Origin of the sequence: Streptomyces sp. NPDC048171 (genome assembly GCF_043202655.1) — a bacterium.
In the GTDB taxonomy this organism is placed as follows: Bacteria; Actinomycetota; Actinomycetes; order Streptomycetales; family Streptomycetaceae; genus Streptomyces.
Genome location: NZ_JBIDAU010000003.1, coordinates 98,308 through 117,479, shown reverse-complemented (window position 1 = coordinate 117,479; position 19,172 = coordinate 98,308). Strand labels below are relative to the sequence as shown.

The window sequence follows — 19,172 nt, the reverse complement described above, 5'->3', positions numbered from 1 at the left end:
TTCGCGCCGCCGGACGGAGTCTTGGGGCCTCCGTGGAATGCGGAGGCGGGGTTTGGCTGGGACCGCGGCGGTGCGACGGGCCCGGAGCGCTCCTCCCCTCAGGTCGTAGGAGGTACGTCCGTGCCCTTCACCACCGCACTGGCTCGCTGGCCGCCGCGGTCCTCGCCCTGCCCGCGCCGGCACCGGGCTCTCACCCCTCATCCGGGCTGCTCGGTGCCTGCGCGGGCCGCGCACACGGTCCCGGCCTCCCCGCCGGGTGCCGTGCGCGAGCCTGTGGGTCAGTCCTCGCGCAGGGCGCGGACCGCCTCCTCGACGCGCTTGCCGTACTCGGTGTCGGCCGCGTGGAAGTGCGCGAGGTTCTTCTCGACCACGTCGTTGCGGGAGACCTGGGACAGGCCGCCGGCGATGGTCGCGATCAGCCGCTTCTTCTCGTCCTCGGACATCAGCCGGTACAGCTCACCGGCCTGGAAGAAGGGGTCGTCCTTGGTGTGCTGCGGCGCCTCGTGGCTGCCGGTGTGGCCGGAGACGGCGAGCGGCGCGGCCAGCGGGCGGCCGGTCTCGACCGGGCCGTCGTAGGAGTTCGGCTCGTAGTTCCTGGCGTCACGGCCCTGCGGGTTGGACGCCATGAGGCCGTCGCGGCCGTAGTTGGCGGCGCCGCCGGGCACCGCCTTCGGGGCGTTCACCGCGAGCTGGGTGTGGTTGACGCCCAGGCGGTAGCGGTGCGCGTCCGCGTAGGCGAACAGCCGGCCCTGGAGCATCTTGTCGGGGGAGGGACCGATGCCCGGAACGAAGTTGTTCGGGGAGAACGCGGCCTGCTCGACCTCCGCGAAGACGTTGTCCGGGTTGCGGTCGAGCACCAGGCGGCCCACCCGCCGGAGCGGGTAGTCGGAGTGCGGCCACACCTTGGTCACGTCGAACGGGTTGAAGCGGTAGTTCGCCGCCTCGGCCACCGGCATCAGCTGCACGTGCAGCGTCCAGGACGGGTACACGCCCCGCTCGATCGCCTGCACCAGGTCGGTCTGGTGCGAGGTCGGGTCCTGCCCGGCCTGCTCGGCCGCCTGCTCGGCGGTCAGGCAGCGGATGCCCTGGTCGGTCTTGAAGTGGTACTTGACGAAGAAGGACTCGCCCCTGGCGTTCGTCCACTGGTAGGTGTGCGAGCCGAAGCCGTCCATGTGGCGGTACGACGCCGGGATGCCGCGGTCGCCCATCAGCCAGGTCACCTGGTGTGTGGCCTCGGGCGAGTGCGCCCAGAAGTCCCAGACGTTGTCCGGCTCCTGACGGCCCGAGAACGGGTCGCGCTTCTGCGAGTGGATGAAGTCGGGGAACTTGATCGGGTCCTTGATGAAGAACACCGGGGTGTTGTTGCCGACGAGGTCGTAGTTGCCCTCCTCGGTGTAGAACTTCAGCGCGAAGCCGCGCGGGTCGCGGACCGCGTCCGCGCCGCCGAGCGAGTCGGCCACGGTGGAGAAGCGCAGGAAGACCTCGGTGCGCTTGCCGACGGTGCTCAGGAAGTCGGCGTGCGTGAAGCCGGTGACGTCGTCGGTCACCTCGAAGTGGCCGTAGGCGCCGGAGCCGCGGGCGTGCACCACGCGCTCCGGGATGCGCTCGCGGTTGAAGCGCGCGAGCTTCTCGAGGAGGTGCTGGTCCTGGATCAGGAGGGGGCCGCCGATGCCGGCGGAAGCGGAGTTCTGGTTGTCGGCGACCGGGGCGCCGGACTCGGTGGTGAGCACGCGCTGCGACATCGTGGGCCTTCCGTGGTCTTCCGTGCGAGATTCAGCGGAAACTTGTTTCCGCTTCGTGGAGCCTAGATTTGGGGCAGAGACACGTCAACAGTTTGTTGAAGTGGGTTCCGGGCGGCGCCGCCGCTCGGGCGCGACAGGACAGGTGTCAGCGACGGCGCCACCCGGAGGTCTGGTGCGGTGCGTACGGTCAGACCTGGGCGCCGGACAGGCGCTCCACGGCCCGCAGCAGGGCCGAGTGGTCCAGGCCGCCGTCACCCTGGGCGCGCAGCGAGGCGACCAGCTGGGCCACCACGGCGCCGACCGGCAGCGCGGCGCCCACGTTGCGGGCGGCGTCGGTGACGATGCCCATGTCCTTGTGGTGCAGGTCGATGCGGAATCCGGGCTTGAAGTCGCGGCCCAGGAAGTTGTCCTTCTTCCGCGTCAGCACGGTCGAGCCGGCCAGGCCGCCGTTGAGGACGTCGAGGGCGGCCTTCAGGTCCACGCCCGACTTCTCAAGGAAGACCACGGCCTCGGCGCACGCCTGGATGTTCACGGCGACGATGAGCTGGTTGGCGGCCTTCACGGTCTGGCCCGAGCCGTGCGGACCGCACAGCACGATGGTCTTGCCGAGCGCCTCCAGGAGCGGCTTGGCCTCGTCGAAGTCGGCCTGCTCACCGCCGACCATGATGGACAGCACGGCCTCGATCGCGCCGGCCTCGCCGCCGGAGACGGGGGCGTCCAGGACGCGGATGCCCTTGTCCTTGGCGGCCTTCGCGAGGTCCACGGAGGTCTGCGGGGTGATCGAGGACATGTCGACCAGGAGCGCGCCGGACTTCGCGTTCTCCAGGATGCCGTCGGGGCCGTAGGCGATGGCCTCGACCTGCGGCGACGCGGGGACCATCGTCACGACGACGTCGGCGTCGCGCACGGCCTCGGCGATCGAGCCGGCCACGGTGCCGCCCGCGGCGGACAGCCGGTCCAGCTTCTCCTGCTCCAGGGTGAAGCCGGTGACCTGGTAACCGGCCTTGATCAGGTTCTCGGACATGGGGGAGCCCATGATGCCGAGACCGACCCAGGCGACCTTGGGGAGCGTGCTCATGATGGGTACCTCTCTGAAAATCTGAAAGTCGCGAAAGTTCCTGCGGGGGCGCTCAGCGGGCCGCGCGGGCCTCGGCCGGCAGCCAGGAGAAGGACTGGGCGCTGGGGTTGTCGCCCGGCTTGTACTCCAGGCCCACCCAGCCGTCGTAACCGGCCTTGCGGAGCTGGTCGAGCAGCTCCTCCAGCGGGAGTGAGCCGGTGCCGGGGGCGCCGCGGCCCGGGTTGTCGGCGATCTGCACGTGGCCGGTCTTCGCGGCGTACGCGTCGATCACCCGCGGCAGGTCCTCGCCGTTCATGGACAGGTGGTAGAGGTCCATGAGGAACTTGGCGTTGCCCAGTCCGGTGGCCTCGTTGACCTGGTCCACGACCGCGATCGCGGCCGGCGCCGACACCAGCGGGTAGAGCGGCGACTCGGGCTTGTTCAGCGCCTCGACCAGCAGGATCGCGCCGATCCGGTCGGCCGCGCGGGCGGCCAGGACCAGGTTCTCCAGCGCGAGGCGGTCCTGCTCGGCCGGGTCCACGCCCTCGACGCGGTTGCCGTACAGCGCGTTGAGCGCCGTGCAGCCCAGCGACTGCGCGAAACCGGCGGCCACGTCGATGTTGGCGCGGAACCGGTCCGACTCCTCGCCCGGCACCGACAGGGCGCCGCGGTCGGGGCCCGGCAGCTGACCGGCGTAGAAGTTCAGCCCGGTGAGCTGGACGCCCGCGTCCTCGATCGCCGACTTCAGGGCGTCGAGCTCGGACTGCTCGGGGGTGGGCGAGTCGATCCAGGGCCACCACAGCTCGACCGCGGTGAAGCCGGCCGCGGCGGCGGCCGCGGGGCGCTCCAGGAGCGGGAGTTCCGTGAAGAGGATCGACAGGTTGACGTTGAAGCGCTGATCTGCGAAGCCCATCGGGTGCCGCGCTCCCTTCCGTTCGATCGTGTTCCGCATTACGGAAGTTCGTTTCTGCTTAATGGAAGATTGCCGTCGAGGTTCCGGGCTTGTCAAGAGGGGGCGGCGGAAAACGGTCACCCCGCGTTAGGTTGACCGCGTGCGATTGAGAGTGGAGTTCACGACCGAACCCTTCGACCTGGACGAGGCGCCCGCCCACGCGGTGGTGGCCCGCGAGGTCGTCGAGGCCGCCGAGCTGGACGCGGTCGACGTCGGCCCGTTCGGCAACACCGCCGAGGGCGGCGCCGACCAGGTGCTGGGCGCCGTGGACGCGCTGCTGCGCCGGACCCTGGAGGCCGGTGCCACCAGGATCTCGCTCCAGGTCAACGTGGTCGACGCGGCCGACGGGAGCCGGGGCGGGGAGGGCGAGCGGTGACCGGGCAGGGGGAGGAGCCCTTCATCGCGGCCGTGAAGCCGCTGATCGACGCCATCGGCGGCGAGATGGTCCCGCCGGACGAGGCCGGCCAGGACGACGTGGTGCTCTCCTGGGAGGGTGCCGACGTCGTCGCCGTACGGCTGCCGCAGCTCGCCGACTCCCTGGACCACATCCTGGCGGCCCTGGAGCGCCGGCAGGGCATGCCGCTGGCCGACCTGGACCGCAGGGCCAAGCAGGAGGTGGTGCGAATGCTGGAGGCGCGGGGCGCCTTCTCGGTGCGCCACGGCGTCGAGACCGTCGCGGGCGCCCTCGGCGTCAGCCGCTTCACCGTCTACAACTACCTCAACCGCGAGAAGGGCGCCTGAGTGGTGGCACGCGCCTGACCAGGCACAACACGCTGAACGGCAAGCCGCCGCCCGGTTACCGGGCGGCGGCTTTCGTAACCCCGAATTTTCAACAAAGTGTTGACGGCTTGTTTCCGAAGGCGTTAGCTATCGGCACGCCCGTTCAGCACAAGGCCACGGAGGCTCCCGTGACGTCCACATCCGCGTCGGGCCTGGCCCGATTCAACACCCTCGAGGAGTCCGCGGCACGCGCCGAGCTCCTCGAGGCGTGCGCCTCCACGGCTTGGGCCCGGCACCTGCTCGCCGCCCGCCCCTTCGCCACCCCCGAGGACCTGTACACCGCCAGTGACGCCGCCATGGCCGCGCTGACGGCCGAAGACCTCGCGGAGGCGATGGCCGGACACCCGCCGATCGGCCGCCCCAAGCCCGGCGACCCGACCTCGTCCCGCGAACAGGCGGGCATGGCCGGCGCCGCCGAGGAACTCAAGGCGGAGATGCTCGAACTCAACCTGGCCTACCAGGACAGGTTCGGCCACGTCTTCCTCATCTGCGCCACCGGCCGGACCGGCGAGCAGATGCGGGACGCGGTCAAGGAGCGGATCGGCAACTCGCCCGAGCAGGAGCGGGAGATCGTCCGCACCGAGCTGGGGAAGATCAACCGCATCCGCCTGACCCGACTCGTCGAACAGGACGCCTGACCATGAGCACCAGCACCACCGCCTCCGTGTCCACGCACATCCTGGACACGAGCGTCGGCCGCCCCGCCGAGGCCGTGGCCGTCCACCTCAGCGCCCGCTCGGGCGGCTCGGCCCAGCACGGGCAAAGAGGGGACTGGCAGCGGCTCGGCGGCTCCGCGACCGACGCCGACGGCCGGTGCAAGGACCTCCCGGCCCTGCCGGAGGGCACCACCCACGTACGCCTCGACTTCGACACCGAGACGTACTTCGCCAAGAAGCAAGCCGCGGCCCAGCAGGACGCCCCCGCGCTCCGGGACAGCGAGAACGGCCGGCCCGTGTTCTTCCCCGAGGTCACCATCACCTTCGCGGTGGTGCCCGGCGAGCACTACCACGTTCCGCTGCTGCTCAACCCGTTCGGCTACTCCGTTTACCGAGGGAGCTGACCGAAACCATGACCCGTTTCGTCCTGGGACAGAACCAGTACGGCAAGGCTGAGAACCGCGTCGTCAAGATCACGCGTGACGGCGACACGCACCACATCAAGGACCTGAACGTCTCCGTCGCCCTCTCCGGCGACATGGAGGACGTCCACCGCAGCGGTTCGAACGCCAACGTCCTGCCGACCGACACCACCAAGAACACGGTGTACGCCTTCGCCAAGGAGCACGGCATCGAGAGCGCCGAGGACCTCGGCGTCAAGCTCGCCCGCCACTTCGTGGACAACAACGAGCCCATCGGCCGGGCCCGGATCCGCGTCGAGGAGTACGGCTGGGAGCGGATCGAGACCTCCAAGGGCGGCGCCCGCTTCGTCGGCTCCGAGGAGATCGCCCACTCCTTCGTCCGCACCGGCCAGGAGACCCGCGTCGCGGAGATCACCTACGACGGACACGGCATCCAGGTGCTTTCCGGGTTCAAGGACCTCACCGTCCTCAACTCGACCAACTCCGAGTTCTTCGGCTACCTGAAGGACAAGTACACGACCCTCAAGGAGGACTACGACCGGATCCTCGCCACCACCGTCTCCACCTGGTGGCGGCACAACTGGGACGGCGTCGACTCGCACGCCCCGGACTGGGACCGCTCGTACAACGGGGTGCGCAAGCACGCGCTCCAGGCGTTCGCCGAGACCTACTCGTACTCGCTCCAGCAGACCCTCTTCGAGATGGGTGTGCGGGTGCTCAACTCCCGCGACGAGGTCGACGAGATCCGCTTCTCCATGCCCAACAAGCACCACTTCCGCTCCGACCTGTCGCCCTTCGGGATCGACAACGAGGCCAAGGACGGCGCCGTCTACTACGCCGCCGACCGCCCCTACGGCCTGATCGAGGCCACCATCCTGCGCGACGGCGCCGAGCAACTGATCCCGGTCGACATGACCAACCTCTGACGCGGTACGCGCGCCGCCGGCCCGGCCACCGAGGCCGGCGGCGCGCCACACCGGAGGGAACACCATGGCAGTGCCTGCATCGGAGCCGGCGAAAGGCTCCCGTTCCACCCCGCCGGTGCACACCGAGGACGCCGTCACGTCCGTGCACCCGGTGGACGAGAAGCTCCACCCCTCGCGGCTCGTCCCCGCCGCGCTCCAGCACATCGCCGCGATGTACGCCGGCGTCGTCACCCCTCCGCTCATCATCGGCCAGGCCGTCGGACTCGACCTGGAGGGCCGCACGCGGCTGATCGCCGCGAGCCTGCTCATCGCGGGCGTCGCCACGCTGCTCCAGACCCTCGGCGTCAAGGGCTTCGTCGGCAACCGGCTGCCCTTCGTCAACGCCGCGTCCTCGGCCGGCATCGCGCCCATCCTCGCCATCGCCGAGACCAACGGCGGCGGCGGCCAACTCCCCGCCATCTACGGCGCGGTGATGGTCGCGGGCGTGTTCTGCCTCGCCGTCGGCCCGTTCTTCGGCCGACTGCTCCGCTTCTTCCCACCGCTGGTCACCGGCGTGGTCATCACCCTCATCGGCGTCACGCTGATGCCGGTCCCGGTCGCCTGGGCGCAGGGCGGCGACAAGGCCGCCGCCGACTTCGGCTCGATGCGCAACCTCGCGCTCGCCGCCTTCACCCTCGGCGTCATCCTCGTCTTCCAGCGGTTCGGCAGGGGCTTCCTCAAGCAGGTCGCCCTGCTCTTCGGCCTGCTCGTCGGCACCCTCGTCGCCCTGCCCCTGGGCATGGCCGACCTCGGCGCCCTGAAGTCCGCGCCGGTCGCCGCGCTGCCCACCCCCTTCGCCTTCGGCGCCCCCGAGTTCCAGCCCGCGGCCATCCTGTCGCTGTGCATCGTGATGCTGGTCCTGATGACCGAGTCGTCCGCCGGCATGCTCGCCCTCGGCGAGATCTGCGACCGCCGCGCCGACTCCAAGGTCATCACCCGCGGCCTGCGCACCGACGGCCTCGCCACCCTGATCGGGCCGGTCTTCGGCGGCTTCCCCACCTCCGCCTTCGCGCAGAACGTCGGCGTCGTCTCGCTGACCCGGGTGCGCAGCCGCTACGTCGTCGCCGTCGCCGGCGCCACCCTGCTGGTCCTCGGCGCCTTCCCGGTGCTCGGCGCGGTCGTCTCCCTGGTCCCGATGCCGGTCCTGGGCGGCGCGGGCATCGTCCTCTTCGGCTCCATCGCCGTCAGCGGCATCCGCACGCTGTCCGAGGCCGGACTGGACGACAGCTCCAACATCATCCTGGTCGCCGTGGCGCTCGGTGCGGGCATCATCCCGCTGGCCGCGCCGGCCTTCTACGCCGAGTTCCCCGCCTGGGCGCAGACCGTCCTCGGCTCCGGCATCAGCGCCGGCGCGCTCGTCGCGGTCACGCTCAACCTCTTCTTCCACCATCTCGGCACCCGGAGCCGCCAGCCGGTTCCGGCACTCAAATCCTCCTAGGGTCCTGCCGTGCCCTCCCCGTGGGTACTCCCTTCCCCGTCCACGGGCCCCACTGAAAGACAAGGAAGCAGCATGGCAGCATCATCGGCAGCCGAGCGCACGGTCATCGAGAACTGCGCGATCGCGACCGTCGACGCGGGCGACACCGAGTACGCCTCGGGCCATGTCGTCATCGCCGGCAACCGGATCGAGTCGATCGGCGCGGGCAGCGCACCGGAGGGTCTGGACAACGTCGTACGCCGGATCGACGGGACCGGACACCTGGTCACGCCCGGTCTGATCAACACCCACCACCACTTCTACCAGTGGATCACCCGGGGCCTGGCCACCGACCACAACCTGTTCAACTGGCTGGTCGCGCTGTACCCGACCTGGGCGCGCATCGACGAGCCGATGGCCTACGCGGCGGCCCAGGGGTCCCTCGCCATGATGGCCCGCGGCGGCGTCACCACCGCCATGGACCACCACTACGTCTACCCGCGGGGCTCCGGCGACCTGTCCGGCGCGATCATCCGCGCCGCCCGCGAGACGGGTGTCCGCTTCACCCTCGCCCGCGGTTCCATGGACCGCGGCGAGTCGGACGGCGGGCTGCCGCCGGACTTCGCGGTGGAGAGCCTGGACGGCGCGCTCGCCGCCACCGAGGCCACCGTCAAGGAGCACCACGACTCCTCCTTCGACGCGATGACCCAGGTCGCCGTCGCGCCCTGCTCGCCCTTCTCCGTCTCCACCGAACTGATGCGCCAGGGCGCCGAACTGGCCCGCCGGCTCGGCGTGCGGCTGCACACCCACGGCTCGGAGACCGTGGAGGAGGAGAAGTTCTGCCACGAGCTGTTCGGCATGGGCCCGACCGACTACTTCGAGTCCACCGGCTGGCTCGGCGAGGACGTGTGGATGGCGCACTGCGTCCACATGAACGACTCCGACATCGCCGCCTTCGCCCGCACGAAGACCGGTGTCGCGCACTGCCCGTCCTCCAACGCCCGCCTGGCCGCGGGCATCGCCCGGGTCCCCGACATGCTCGCCGCCGGCGTCCCGGTCGGCCTCGGCGTCGACGGCACCGCCTCCAACGAGTCCGGCGAACTCCACACCGAACTGCGCAACGCCCTCCTCATCAACCGCCTCGGCGCCCACCGCGAGGCCGCGCTGAACGCCCGCAAGGCGCTGCGCCTCGGGACCCACGGCGGTGCGCAGGTCCTCGGCCGGGCCGCCGAGACCGGCTCCCTGGAGGCGGGCAAGCTCGCCGACCTGGTGCTGTGGCGGATGGACACCCTCGCCCACTCCGCGATCGCCGACCCGGTGACCGCGCTGGTCTTCGGCGCCGCGGCACCGGTCACGGCCTCGTTCGTGAACGGCCGGCAGATCGTCGAGGACGGCCGCCTGCTGACCGTCGACGAGGACGCCATCGCCCGCTCCACCCGTGACGAGGCGCAGCGCCTGGCACGGATCGCCGCCCAGGCCTGAACACCGTACGACAGCACACCATTTGATCTCCGGCCGGGAGGGACGGCTCCCGGCCGGTAGCCGTGGACCCGAGCGGGGCCCACGGCGGCCTACTCCGGGGCGTGCGCCCATGCGTACGCCCCGGGGGCGGTCACCGTTTCCCCAGACGGTCCGTCACGGTCCCGCACGACCATCACCACCAGCTCCACCTCCATGACACCCGCGTCAGAGCCGACGCGTAACCGACCGGAGGGACGCCGCCGTGGCCGACCACCCTGTTGACGAGAAACTCCCGCCCCTGAAGATGGCGACGACCGGCCTGCAGCACGTGGCCGCGATGTACGCCGGAGTAGTCGCACCACCCCTGATAGTCGGCGCGGCCATCGGGCTGTCCGCCACCGAACTCACCTTCCTCACCGGCGCCTGCCTGTTCACCGCGGGCCTCGCCACCTTCCTGCAGACCCTCGGCATCTGGAAGATCGGCGCCCGGCTGCCGTTCGTCAACGGCGTCACCTTCGCGGGTGTCGCCCCCATGACCGCCGTGGTCGCCTCCACCGACGACAAGTCCGACGCGCTGCCGATCATCTTCGGCGCGGTCATCGTCGCCGGACTCCTCGGCTTCTTCGCCGCGCCGTTCTTCAGCAAGGCGATCCGCTTCTTCCCGCCGGTCGTCACCGGCACCGTCATCACCCTGATAGGCATATCCCTGCTGCCCGTGGCCTTCGGCTGGGCGCAGGGACCCAGCCCCGACGCGGACGACTTCGGCTCGGCCACCAACCTCGGCCTGGCCGCGATCACCCTCGTCATCGTGCTCCTCTTGCGCCGCTTCACCCGCGGCTTCGTCAAGCAGATCGCCGTGCTCCTCGGCCTGGTCGTGGGCACGCTCATCGCGATCCCGTTCGGCGTCACGGACTTCGCCCCGGTCGCCGACGCCGACGTCGTCGGCTTCCCGACGCCGTTCCACTTCGGCGCCCCGCAGTTCCAGATCGCCGCGATCGTCTCCATGTGCGTGGTGATGGTGGTCTCGATGACCGAGTCCACTGCCGACATGCTCGCCCTCGGCGAGATCGTGGACCGCCCGGCCGACGAGAAGACCATCGCGGCCGGCCTGCGCGCCGACACCCTCGGCTCCGCGATCAGCCCGGTCTTCAACGGCTTCATGTGCAGCGCCTTCGCGCAGAACATCGGCCTGGTCGCGATGACGAAGATCCGCAGCCGCTACGTCGTCGCCGTGGGCGGCGGGTTCCTGGTGCTGATGGGCCTGTGTCCGATGGCCGCCTCGCTGATCGCCGTCGTCCCCCGGCCGGTGCTCGGCGGCGCCGGCGTGGTGCTCTTCGGCTCGGTCGCGGCCAGCGGCATCCAGACCCTGGTCCGGGCGAGCCTCGACAAGGACAACAACGTCCTGATCGTGGCGGTCTCGCTGGCCGTCGGCATCATCCCGATCGCCGCCCCGGAGTTCTACCACTCGTTCCCGGAGAACGCGAAGATCATCCTGGACTCGGGCATCTCGACGGGCTGTGTGGCCGCCGTCGTACTCAACCTGCTCTTCAACCACATCGGCGGCCGGGCACGGGAGGCGGAGGACGTGACCCACCCGATGGAGGCGGGAGAGGAGATCACCGAGGCGTCCAGGGAACGCGGCCACGCCGTGACCCCGGGCACCTGACACGAACCGGGCCGGCGCCTCTCCCGGAGGGACGCCGGCCCCGTGGCAGGCGGCGGCCGCCTACAGTCCGAACAGTGCCGGATCCGCGGCCAGTTCCTTGAAACGCTCCCGCGGATCGGTCACCAGCTTGCGTGCCCGCAGGTCCATGAGGCCGCCGACGCCCTCCACTTCGGCGGCCACGGTCCCGTCCTGCTTGCGGATGATCTGGTGGATGCGGAAGGTCTTGCCCTCACCCCACTCGAAGGCGCAGGTCACCTCGACCTCGTCCCCGGCGAGCAGTTCGCGCTGGAAGCGGATGGTCGTCTCCAGGGCGACCGGCCCCACACCGCGGGCCACCAGATCGGCCTGCCGGATGCCGGCCGCGCCGAGCAGTGACCAGCGGGCGTGCTCGGCGTAGTTCAGGTACACGGCCTGGTTGAGATGGCCCTGCGTGTCGGTCTCGTACCCGCGGACCGTCACGGGTACGGAAAACGGCTCACTCACCGCTGCTGCCTCTCCTCTTCTGCGTACGGACTTGTGGAGGTGCTGACCGGTCGATCCTGCCACGCCGGCGGAGCGTCACACCTTCCGTGGGGAGGCCAACAGGTAACGGGCCCGGGTGCGCGGCTCGGTGTGCTCGCCGACCTGCCACCCCGCCCGCTCCAGGGTCCGCGCGCAGGCCCGCCGCGCGGAGTCGTCCGGCTCGTGCACGGCGACGGCCTCCGGCTGCGGGGTCGCGCGCACCCGGTACCCGTCGTCGCCCTCCGGGCCCGCCGGACGGTGCCCGGCCGCCTCCAGTGCGAGGGCGGCGGCCCGCACCAGGTGGGTCCGCTCCCACGCGCAGGGCAACTCCGTACTGCCGTCGGGACGCGTCATCCGGCGCAGCTCGAGCAGTCCCTGCCAGGCGCCGCGCACCTCACGCAGCCGGGCAGGCCCGTCGTCGTCCGGCACGTCCTCCTCCCCGCCCACCCGCGCGGCGAACACGCCCCCGCCGGAGTCGGCGGCCGGAGCGGGCTCCGGGCTTCCCGGCGGGTCCGGCTCGGCGCCCGCGTCCCGTATCCGGTGCCCGGCCGGGGTCAGGAAGTGGTCGTGCGGCGGTCGCGGGTGCCGGAAGGCGAGCCCCCGCTTCACCAGCGCCGCCAGCTGCGTCTCCGACCCCTTGAGGCGCCCGGTGGTGGGATCGGCCGCGTCGATGACCCGCCGCTGCGCGGGGGTGGGCGACAGTGCCACGGCGTCCTCCCTTCCCCTCGCCGGTGATCACCGGCGACGCCTTCGGTGACGCTCTCGAAGACTACGACGGCGGTCTGACATTCCACGCGGCGACCACCGGCCGCGCGTGCTCCGTGCCCAGCCGGCACAGGGTGCCGGTGCCGAGCTGGAACAGCGCCCCGTGCGAGGGCGGCAGCCCCAGGTGCCGTGCGGTCAGCACCCGCAGGAAGTGCCCGTGCGCTACCAGCACCACGCACCCCTCGGTGTTGGCGAACGCCGCCTCCACCCGGGCCAGCACCCGGTCCGCCCGCTCCCCGACCTGCTCCGGGGACTCCCCGGGATGCTCCGGCGGCCCGGGCACGACACCGTCGCTGAACAGGAACCAGTCCGGCCGCTCCCGATGGATCTCGACCGTCGTGATCCCCTCGTACCCGCCGTAGTCCCACTCGTGCAGATCCGGGTCGACCCGCACCTCGTGCAGCCCGATCAGCTCCGCCGTCTCCCGGGCCCGCTGGAAGGGGCTGACGAAGGCCGCCCCGATCCGGTGCGAGCGGATCAGCGGCACCAGACTCCGCGCCTGGTCCCGCCCGTGTTCGGTCAGCGGCACGTCCGTCAGCCCGGTGTGCCGGCCCGACCGCGACCACTCGGTCTCGCCGTGCCGGACCAGAAAAAGATCACCCATGTCTCCAGGCTACGGTCCCGGGCAGGCCGTGGCCTCGCGGACCTCGGCCGCGGCCGGCAGCTCGATCCGCACCGTGAGCCCGCCCCGGAGGTTCGACGCCGCCGTGGCCCTGCCGTGGTGCGCCGAGGCGATGGACCGGACGATGGCCAGGCCCAGACCGTGGCCCGAGCGGTCGCTGCCGACCCGGGGCCGGGCCCGGTAGAAGGGTTCGAAGAGCCGGTCCAGCACGGCCTCGTCGACCGGCGGGCCGGTGTTCTCGACCTCCAGCACCACCCGCCGCGCCGCCTCGTCCCGGAAGACGCGGACCTGGACGCTGCCGTTCTCGGGCACGTTGTGGGCGAGCGCGTTGTCGAGGAGGTTGAGGACGAGCTGCCGCAGCAGGGTGGCGTTGCCGGTGACCTCGTGCGGCTCACGGCCGTCACCGGTGTCCACGTCCAGGCGGACACCGAGCGCCGCCGCCCGTCCGGCGCGCTCGGCGGACGCCGGCACCACCAGCCCGGCCAGGTCCACCGGGTCCGGGTCAAAGGGGCCGGGGCCCGCCCCGGCCAGGTCGAGCAGGGCCCGTACGACGCCGATGTTGCGCTCGTTGGTCTCCCGCAGCAGCGGAACCAGCTCGGCGAACTCCGCGGGGGTGGGGTCGTCCCCGACGACCTGGAGGGCGGCCCGGGTGGTGGCCAGCGGGGTGAGCAGCTCGTGCGAGGCGTTCGCGGCGAACCGCTGGTGCGCGGTGAACGACTCCTCCAGCCGGGCCAGCATCCTGTCGAAGGTGTCGGCGAGGCGCTTCAGCTCGTCCTCCGGCCCCCGCGCGTCGATCCGGTCCTTCAGATTGCCGTCCGCCGCCTTCGCCGCGGCCTCGCCGATGGTGTGCAACGGGGCGAGCAGCCGCCTGGTGAGGAGCCATCCCGCGCCGAGGCCCAGGGCCGTCACCAGCGTCACCCCGCCGACGGACACCAGCAGGACCGTGTTCCAGACGTCCTCCTTGCTGGTGATGTCGCCGAGGTTCCTGGTCTTGGAGCCCTGCTCGATCCCGGGGCCGTGCTCCCCGCCGGTGGGCCGCGCGGCGACGGTCCGGGGCGGGGCCGGGTCGGGCGCGGAGGCGGCGGGGACGATCACGGTCGTGCTGAGGTCGTACGTCGGAAGGAAGCGCATCCCGACGTAGGTGATCGTGACCATCAGTGCGGCGCACACGCCGAGCACCGCCCCGAAGCCGAGGTGGAGACGGGCGCGGATGCCCAGGGCCCTGGGGCGACGGGGGCGACGGACGCGGTTCACTCGGTCCCCAGGTAGTAGCCGGCGCTGATCGCGGTCCGCACCAGCCGGGGGTCGCCCAGCTTCCGGCGCAGGGTGTGCACGACCAGGCGCACCGCGTTGGTGGAGGAGTCGGTGCAGGCGTCCCACGCCTTGTCCAGGAAGTACTCGGCACTCAGCACCCCGCCGTCGGCCCGCATCAGCAGCTCCAGGACGGTGAGTTCCTTCGGGGTGAGGCGGATCTCGGCACCCGCGCGGGTGACCCTGCGCCGGTCGGTGTCCAGGCGTACGTCGGCGAAGGCGAGTACCGGGGCGTGGGCCGTGGGGCTGCGCCGGTACAGGGCGCGCAGCCGGGCGACCAGCTCGGGGAAGTCGAAGGGTTTGGCGAGATAGTCGTCGGCGCCCAGGCCCAGACCCTCGACCTTGTCCCCGAGCCGCCCGGCGGCGGTCAGCATCAGGATGCGGCACCCCAGGTCCATGGCGACGATCCGGCGGCACACCTCGTCGCCGTGCACGCCGGGCAGGTCACGGTCGAGGACCACCGCGTCGTAGTCGTAGACGGTGACCCGCTCCAGGGCCGTGGCCCCGTCGTGCACCACGTCGACCGCCACGGCCTCCCGGCGCAGTCCCATCTCCAGGACCCGCGCCATGTACTCCTCGTCCTCGACCACCAGCACCCGCACCCGCGTCAACCCTCGCTTCCCACGACTCCCACCCGGTACGGGACCGGTTCTATCAAGCCGCGCATTTGATCCGTGTATGAGCGGCCCGGCACCTGCCGGTTCCGGCAAACACCCCTCAAAGCACCGCGCTCCTAGCGTGGATCCCATGAATCTGTTCAAACGAGCCTGGTGGCGGCTGCGCGGTCATCCGGGCAAGACGGTCATGCTCGTCGGCCTGTTCTCCGTCATCTGCACCCTGGTCCTGTCCGGTTTCCTGATCCGGTCCGCCGCGGCCCGCGCCGCCGACTCGGCCAAGAGCAGCGTGGGCGCGGTGGCCACGATGCAGCTGGACGTGGAGGCGCTGATCGGCTCGGGCGGCGCGTCGCAGGGCGACGGGGCGCGGCCCGGCACCATCGGACCCGGTGGCGACCTGCGCAGCAAGCTCGTCGACAAGGTCTGCGGGTCGCCGGTCGTGGCGTCGTGCAACTACACCGTGGACAGTGGCGCCGCCCCCACGGACCAGGTCGCGCTGCACCGGCAGGGTGAGCCGCCGACCGGGCAGGACACCACGGGCACCGACCTCTTCAGGGCGGCCGGTGTCCGTGACCTTGACTCGGTCAGGGAGTTCCGCAACGGCGACTCGAAGATCGTCTCCGGTTCCGGACTCGAACGGGACAGCGCGAGCGACGCGATCGTCGTCGAGGAACGGGTGGCCGAGGACAACGATCTCGAGGTCGGCGACCGGATCAGGCTCAGGGTCGGTGAGATCGACCCCGAGAAGGGCGGCATGAGCACCAAGGAGGTCGAGTTCACCGTCCGCGGTGTCTTCAGCAACGGCACCGCCGACACCGGCACCTACGTACCGGCGATGGCCGACCCGGCGAACCAGGTCTACGTCACCCCGGAGGGCGCGACCCGGCTGCAGGGCAAGGAACCGACCGCCGGCGGAGCCGCCCTCAGGGACGCCACCTTCACCCTGCGCGACCCCGGCGACCTGGGCCGGCTGAAGAAGGACGCGGAAGCGGCCGGCATCGACATCGAGGTCTTCCCGCTGAGCGTCAACGACAAGGCGTACCGGACGATGGTCGGCCCCATCAACAAGACCGCGGACTTCGCCACGGTCACCGTATGGCTCGTCGCGGTCGCGGGCACCGTCATCCTCGCGCTGGTCATCGCCTCGAACATGCGGGAACGACGCAAGGAGATGGGCATCCTGCTCTCCCTCGGCGAGAAGAAGCCCAAGCTGCTCGGCCAGCACCTGGTGGAGGTCGTCTGCTGCGCGGTCCTCGCCGTCGGCTTCGCGGCCGCCGGCAGCCGGTTCGTCGCCCAGGCCGTCGGCGACCGGCTCCTGGCCGACCAGGTCTCGTCGGCCGAGGACGCCGCGGCGGACGAGGGCCCCCGACGTGACCCGTCCGACCCCACGGGACTCACCAACGAGGACCCGGGCGGGGCCGAGCCCGTCGACTCGATGGACGTCGAACTCGGCGCGGACGGCATCGCCGCCGTCGGCGCCACCGGCCTCGGCATCGCCGCCCTGGCCACGATCGTTCCCGGCACCCGGATCCTGCGCCTGAACCCGCGCGACATCCTCACGAAGGGCGACTGAGACGTGACCACCACCGATGCGGGCACCCCGGTCCTGCGGCTCTCCGGAGTGAGCCGCGTCCACCAGTCCGGCAACAGCCGCCGCACCGTCCTCAAGGACGTCGACCACTCCTTCGAGGAGGGCAGGATGTACTCCGTCATCGGCCCTTCCGGCAGCGGCAAGACCACCCTCCTGTCGATCGCCGCGGGTCTCGACTCACCGACCGCGGGCACGGTCCGCTTCCGCGGCCGGGACATATCGGAGATCGGCCTCGGCCGGTACCGCAACCGCCACGCGGCCACGGTCTTCCAGTCGTTGAACCTGCTCACCTACATGACGGCCGTGCAGAACATCACCTCCGCCATGGAGATCACCGGGGTGAAGGGCGTCCGGAAGAGGCAGCGTGCCGTCGAACTCCTGGACCTGCTCGGGGTGGAGGCGGCCGACCGGAACCGCAGGACGCCGGCGCTGTCCGGCGGTCAGCAGCAGCGGGTGGCCATCGCCCGGGCGCTCGCCTGCGAGGTCGACGTCCTCTTCGCCGACGAGCCCACCGGCAGCCTCGACCAGGACACCGCCGACGGGATCATCGGGGTGTTCCGGCGGTTGGCGCACGAGGAGGGCAAGTGCGTGATCCTGGTGACCCACTCACGGGCGGTCGCGGACGCGTCGGACGAGGTCGTCCGCCTCAAGCGGGGCAGGCTGACGAGGGCCTGAGCGGCCGCTACTGCCGGTACCCGCCCAGGAACCGGCCGATCCGCCCGATGGCCGCCTCCAGGTCGTCCGCGTGGGGCAGGGTGAGGATGCGGAAGTGGTCGGGGGAGGGCCAGTTGAACCCCGTCCCCTGCACCACCTGGATCTTCTCCCGCAGCAGCAGGTCCAGGACGAACCTCTCGTCGTCGTGGATGCCGTGCACCTTCGGGTCGATGCGCGGGAACGCGTACAGCGCGCCCCTGGGCTTCACACAGGAGACGCCCGGGATCTCGTTCAGCTTCTGCCAGGCCACGTCGCGCTGTTCGCGCAGCCTGCCGCCCGGGGCCGTCAGCTCGCGGATCGACTGGCGGCCGCCGAGCGCGGCCTGGATGGCGTACTGCGCGGGCGCGTTGGCGCACAGGCGCATGGAGGCCAGCATGGTCAGGCCCTCCAGGTAGTCCTTCGCGTGCTGCCTGGGGCCCGTGACGACCAGCCAGCCGGAGCGGAAGCCCGCCACCCGGTAGGTCTTGGAGAGCCCGCAGAAGGTGAGCACCACCAGGTCCGGGGCGAGGGCGGCGGCCGAGTGGTGCACGGCGTCGTCGTAGAGGATCTGGTCGTAGATCTCGTCGGCGAAGACCATCAGGCCGTGCCGCCGGGCGAGGTCGAGGATGCCCTCGACGATCTCCTTGGGATAGACCGCGCCGGTGGGGTTGTTGGGGTTGATGACGACCACCGCTTTGGTGCGGTCGGTGATCTTCGACTCCATGTCGGCCAGGTCGGGGTACCACTCGGCCTGCTCGTCGCAGAGGTAGTGCACCGCCTTGCCGCCCGCCAGAGTGGTCACCGCCGTCCAGAGGGGGAAGTCGGGGGCGGGGATCAGCACCTCGTCGCCGTCCTCAAGGAGCGCCTGCACGGCCATGGAGACCAGCTCCGAGACGCCGTTGCCGAGGAAGACGTCGTTCACGTCCACCTCGAGACCCAGGGTCTGGTAGCGCTGGGCCACGGCGCGGCGGGCGGAGAGGACGCCGCGCGAGTCCGTGTATCCGTGCGCCCGCGGCAGCATGCGGATCATGTCCTGGAGGATCTCCTCCGGCGCCTCGAAGCCGAAGAGGGCCGGGTTGCCGGTGTTGAGCCGCAGCACGCTGTGCCCCGCCTCCTCCAGCGCGTCGGCCTGCTCGATGACCGGGCCGCGGATCTCGTAGCAGACCTCGCTGAGCTTGTTCGACTGCCGGAACTCCATGCGCCGCTTCCCCTCCGGTATCTGGTGTTGCTTGGTTTTACCAAGTAGGAGCTTGGAAAGTCCAACAACTTGTCTACACTGCGTCGCATGTCACCTCGCCGAAGCTACGACCAGTACTGTTCCGCCGCCCGCGCGCTCGATGCCGTCGGTGACCGCTGGACCCTGCTGATCGTCCGGGAGCTGCTCGCCGGGCCGCGGCGCTACACCGACCTGCACGCCGACCTGCCCGGCGTCAGCACCGACGTGCTCGCCTCGAGGCTGAAGGACATGGAGCGCGAGGGGCTGGCGACCCGGCGCAGGCTGCCGCCGCCCGGAGCGGCATACGTCTACGAACTCACCGCGCGGGGACACGAGTTGCTGCCGGTGCTGGAGGCTCTCGGCGCGTGGGGCGCGGGCGAGCTGGGGGAGCGGCGGCCCACGGACGCCCTGCGGGCGCACTGGTTCGCGCTGCCGCTGCTGCGCGCCCTCAGGGCGGCCGGGGCGGCTCATGGGCTGGTCGAGGTCCGGCTGGAGGAGGGCGACTTCCACTTGCACGCCGGTGCGCGGGGCGACGACGGCTCCGTGTACGGAGACGGGCCGGCGCCAACGGAACCCGACGCGCGGCTGGTGCTGGACGCCGGGACGTGCGCGGCGCTGAGCCGCGGTGAGACCGGGCTGCGGGAGGCGGTGCGGGAGGGCCTGGTCGAGGTCACCGGCGACGGCACGGCGGCCAAGGCGCTGCGCGAGGGGTGAGACACCAGGAGGCCCACCCCGGGTGCG

General features: G+C 71.3%; 20 protein-coding genes. 11 read left to right on the top strand and 9 right to left on the bottom strand.

The window, feature by feature from the left end; genetic code table 11:
- Window positions 1-278: 278 nt before the first annotated feature.
- The 3 genes from ACGF3J_RS09240 to ACGF3J_RS09230 form a co-directional block, all read right to left on the bottom strand.
- Window positions 279-1,742: a catalase gene (locus tag ACGF3J_RS09240; RefSeq protein ID WP_161329056.1), complete on the bottom strand. Its 1,464-nt coding sequence runs from the start codon at window positions 1,740-1,742 to the stop codon at window positions 279-281.
- Between the two features lie 187 nt (window positions 1,743-1,929).
- Entirely contained in the window at window positions 1,930-2,820 is an 891-nt protein-coding gene (locus ACGF3J_RS09235; RefSeq protein WP_161330992.1) for a 2-hydroxy-3-oxopropionate reductase, read from the bottom strand.
- A gap of 52 nt (window positions 2,821-2,872) precedes the next feature.
- Complete coding sequence (locus tag ACGF3J_RS09230; protein ID WP_161330993.1) at window positions 2,873-3,712, bottom strand: TIM barrel protein; 840 nt, start codon at window positions 3,710-3,712, stop codon at window positions 2,873-2,875.
- Window positions 3,713-3,851: 139 nt separating this feature from the next.
- Here ACGF3J_RS09230 and ACGF3J_RS09225 point away from each other — a divergent pair, with 139 nt between their 5' ends.
- The 8 genes from ACGF3J_RS09225 (at window position 3,852) to ACGF3J_RS09190 (ending at window position 11,118) form a co-directional block, all read left to right on the top strand.
- Window positions 3,852-4,127: a thiamine-binding protein gene (locus ACGF3J_RS09225; protein ID WP_393853752.1), complete on the top strand. Its 276-nt coding sequence runs from the start codon at window positions 3,852-3,854 to the stop codon at window positions 4,125-4,127.
- Window positions 4,124-4,492 carry a helix-turn-helix domain-containing protein gene (locus tag ACGF3J_RS09220; protein ID WP_161330995.1) on the top strand — a complete coding sequence of 123 codons (369 nt, stop codon included), beginning with the start codon at window positions 4,124-4,126 and terminating at the stop codon, window positions 4,490-4,492. The genes ACGF3J_RS09225 and ACGF3J_RS09220 overlap by 4 nt, the downstream gene beginning before the upstream one ends.
- A gap of 167 nt (window positions 4,493-4,659) precedes the next feature.
- Window positions 4,660-5,169: a 2-oxo-4-hydroxy-4-carboxy-5-ureidoimidazoline decarboxylase gene (gene uraD, locus ACGF3J_RS09215; RefSeq protein ID WP_393853751.1), complete on the top strand. Its 510-nt coding sequence runs from the start codon at window positions 4,660-4,662 to the stop codon at window positions 5,167-5,169.
- Between the two features lie 2 nt (window positions 5,170-5,171).
- Window positions 5,172-5,591: a hydroxyisourate hydrolase gene (uraH, locus tag ACGF3J_RS09210; RefSeq protein ID WP_161330997.1), complete on the top strand. Its 420-nt coding sequence runs from the start codon at window positions 5,172-5,174 to the stop codon at window positions 5,589-5,591.
- Window positions 5,592-5,599: 8 nt separating this feature from the next.
- The gene (gene pucL, locus ACGF3J_RS09205) at window positions 5,600-6,535 is read left to right on the top strand and encodes a factor-independent urate hydroxylase (protein WP_161330998.1); all 936 of its coding nucleotides are present in this window, start codon (window positions 5,600-5,602) and stop codon (window positions 6,533-6,535) included.
- Between the two features lie 64 nt (window positions 6,536-6,599).
- Window positions 6,600-8,012 (top strand): nucleobase:cation symporter-2 family protein, encoded by a 1,413-nt coding sequence (locus ACGF3J_RS09200; protein WP_161330999.1) that lies wholly within the window; start codon window positions 6,600-6,602, stop codon window positions 8,010-8,012.
- Window positions 8,013-8,084: 72 nt separating this feature from the next.
- Window positions 8,085-9,473, top strand: coding sequence for an 8-oxoguanine deaminase (locus tag ACGF3J_RS09195; protein WP_161331000.1), 1,389 nt, complete (start codon window positions 8,085-8,087; stop codon window positions 9,471-9,473).
- A 241-nt stretch (window positions 9,474-9,714) separates the two neighbouring features.
- The gene (locus ACGF3J_RS09190; RefSeq protein ID WP_161331001.1) at window positions 9,715-11,118 is read left to right on the top strand and encodes a nucleobase:cation symporter-2 family protein; all 1,404 of its coding nucleotides are present in this window, start codon (window positions 9,715-9,717) and stop codon (window positions 11,116-11,118) included.
- A gap of 60 nt (window positions 11,119-11,178) precedes the next feature.
- On the opposite strand, the gene ACGF3J_RS09185 is transcribed toward ACGF3J_RS09190, so the two are convergent.
- The 5 genes from ACGF3J_RS09185 to ACGF3J_RS09165 form a co-directional block, all read right to left on the bottom strand.
- Complete coding sequence (locus ACGF3J_RS09185; protein WP_161331002.1) at window positions 11,179-11,601, bottom strand: acyl-CoA thioesterase; 423 nt, start codon at window positions 11,599-11,601, stop codon at window positions 11,179-11,181.
- A 75-nt stretch (window positions 11,602-11,676) separates the two neighbouring features.
- Complete coding sequence (locus tag ACGF3J_RS09180; RefSeq protein ID WP_393853750.1) at window positions 11,677-12,327, bottom strand: hypothetical protein; 651 nt, start codon at window positions 12,325-12,327, stop codon at window positions 11,677-11,679.
- A gap of 61 nt (window positions 12,328-12,388) precedes the next feature.
- A complete protein-coding gene (locus ACGF3J_RS09175; protein ID WP_161329126.1) occupies window positions 12,389-12,988 on the bottom strand; it encodes a histidine phosphatase family protein in 600 nt (199 codons plus the stop codon).
- Window positions 12,989-12,997: 9 nt separating this feature from the next.
- Window positions 12,998-14,260 (bottom strand): HAMP domain-containing sensor histidine kinase, encoded by a 1,263-nt coding sequence (locus ACGF3J_RS09170; RefSeq protein WP_346346122.1) that lies wholly within the window; start codon window positions 14,258-14,260, stop codon window positions 12,998-13,000.
- Window positions 14,257-14,919: a response regulator transcription factor gene (locus tag ACGF3J_RS09165; protein WP_161329128.1), complete on the bottom strand. Its 663-nt coding sequence runs from the start codon at window positions 14,917-14,919 to the stop codon at window positions 14,257-14,259. The genes ACGF3J_RS09170 and ACGF3J_RS09165 overlap by 4 nt, the downstream gene beginning before the upstream one ends.
- A gap of 145 nt (window positions 14,920-15,064) precedes the next feature.
- Here ACGF3J_RS09165 and ACGF3J_RS09160 point away from each other — a divergent pair, with 145 nt between their 5' ends.
- Window positions 15,065-16,504, top strand: a complete 1,440-nt coding sequence (locus ACGF3J_RS09160; protein WP_161329125.1) for an ABC transporter permease — start codon at window positions 15,065-15,067, stop codon at window positions 16,502-16,504.
- Window positions 16,505-16,507: 3 nt separating this feature from the next.
- A complete protein-coding gene (locus ACGF3J_RS09155) occupies window positions 16,508-17,197 on the top strand; it encodes an ABC transporter ATP-binding protein (protein WP_161329124.1) in 690 nt (229 codons plus the stop codon).
- 7 nt (window positions 17,198-17,204) lie between these two features.
- On the opposite strand, the gene ACGF3J_RS09150 is transcribed toward ACGF3J_RS09155, so the two are convergent.
- Window positions 17,205-18,413: a pyridoxal phosphate-dependent aminotransferase gene (locus tag ACGF3J_RS09150; RefSeq protein WP_161329123.1), complete on the bottom strand. Its 1,209-nt coding sequence runs from the start codon at window positions 18,411-18,413 to the stop codon at window positions 17,205-17,207.
- An 87-nt stretch (window positions 18,414-18,500) separates the two neighbouring features.
- Here ACGF3J_RS09150 and ACGF3J_RS09145 point away from each other — a divergent pair, with 87 nt between their 5' ends.
- Window positions 18,501-19,145 (top strand): helix-turn-helix domain-containing protein, encoded by a 645-nt coding sequence (locus ACGF3J_RS09145; RefSeq protein WP_161329122.1) that lies wholly within the window; start codon window positions 18,501-18,503, stop codon window positions 19,143-19,145.
- Window positions 19,146-19,172: the final 27 nt, after the last annotated feature.

Excerpts from the sequence above, each read along its gene's own strand:
- ACGF3J_RS09145 (WP_161329122.1), top strand. The coding sequence starts at position 18,501 with ATGTCACCTCGCCGAAGCTACGACCAGTACTGTTCCGCCGCCCGCGCG.
- ACGF3J_RS09160 (WP_161329125.1), top strand. The coding sequence starts at position 15,065 with ATGAATCTGTTCAAACGAGCCTGGTGGCGGCTGCGCGGTCATCCGGGC.
- ACGF3J_RS09235 (WP_161330992.1), bottom strand. The coding sequence starts at position 2,820 with ATGAGCACGCTCCCCAAGGTCGCCTGGGTCGGTCTCGGCATCATGGGC.
- ACGF3J_RS09195 (WP_161331000.1), top strand. The coding sequence starts at position 8,085 with ATGGCAGCATCATCGGCAGCCGAGCGCACGGTCATCGAGAACTGCGCG.
- uraH (WP_161330997.1), top strand. The coding sequence starts at position 5,172 with ATGAGCACCAGCACCACCGCCTCCGTGTCCACGCACATCCTGGACACG.
- ACGF3J_RS09200 (WP_161330999.1), top strand. The coding sequence starts at position 6,600 with ATGGCAGTGCCTGCATCGGAGCCGGCGAAAGGCTCCCGTTCCACCCCG.
- pucL (WP_161330998.1), top strand. The coding sequence starts at position 5,600 with ATGACCCGTTTCGTCCTGGGACAGAACCAGTACGGCAAGGCTGAGAAC.
- ACGF3J_RS09175 (WP_161329126.1), bottom strand. The coding sequence starts at position 12,988 with ATGGGTGATCTTTTTCTGGTCCGGCACGGCGAGACCGAGTGGTCGCGG.
- ACGF3J_RS09240 (WP_161329056.1), bottom strand. The coding sequence starts at position 1,742 with ATGTCGCAGCGCGTGCTCACCACCGAGTCCGGCGCCCCGGTCGCCGAC.
- ACGF3J_RS09230 (WP_161330993.1), bottom strand. The coding sequence starts at position 3,712 with ATGGGCTTCGCAGATCAGCGCTTCAACGTCAACCTGTCGATCCTCTTC.
- ACGF3J_RS09150 (WP_161329123.1), bottom strand. The coding sequence starts at position 18,413 with ATGGAGTTCCGGCAGTCGAACAAGCTCAGCGAGGTCTGCTACGAGATC.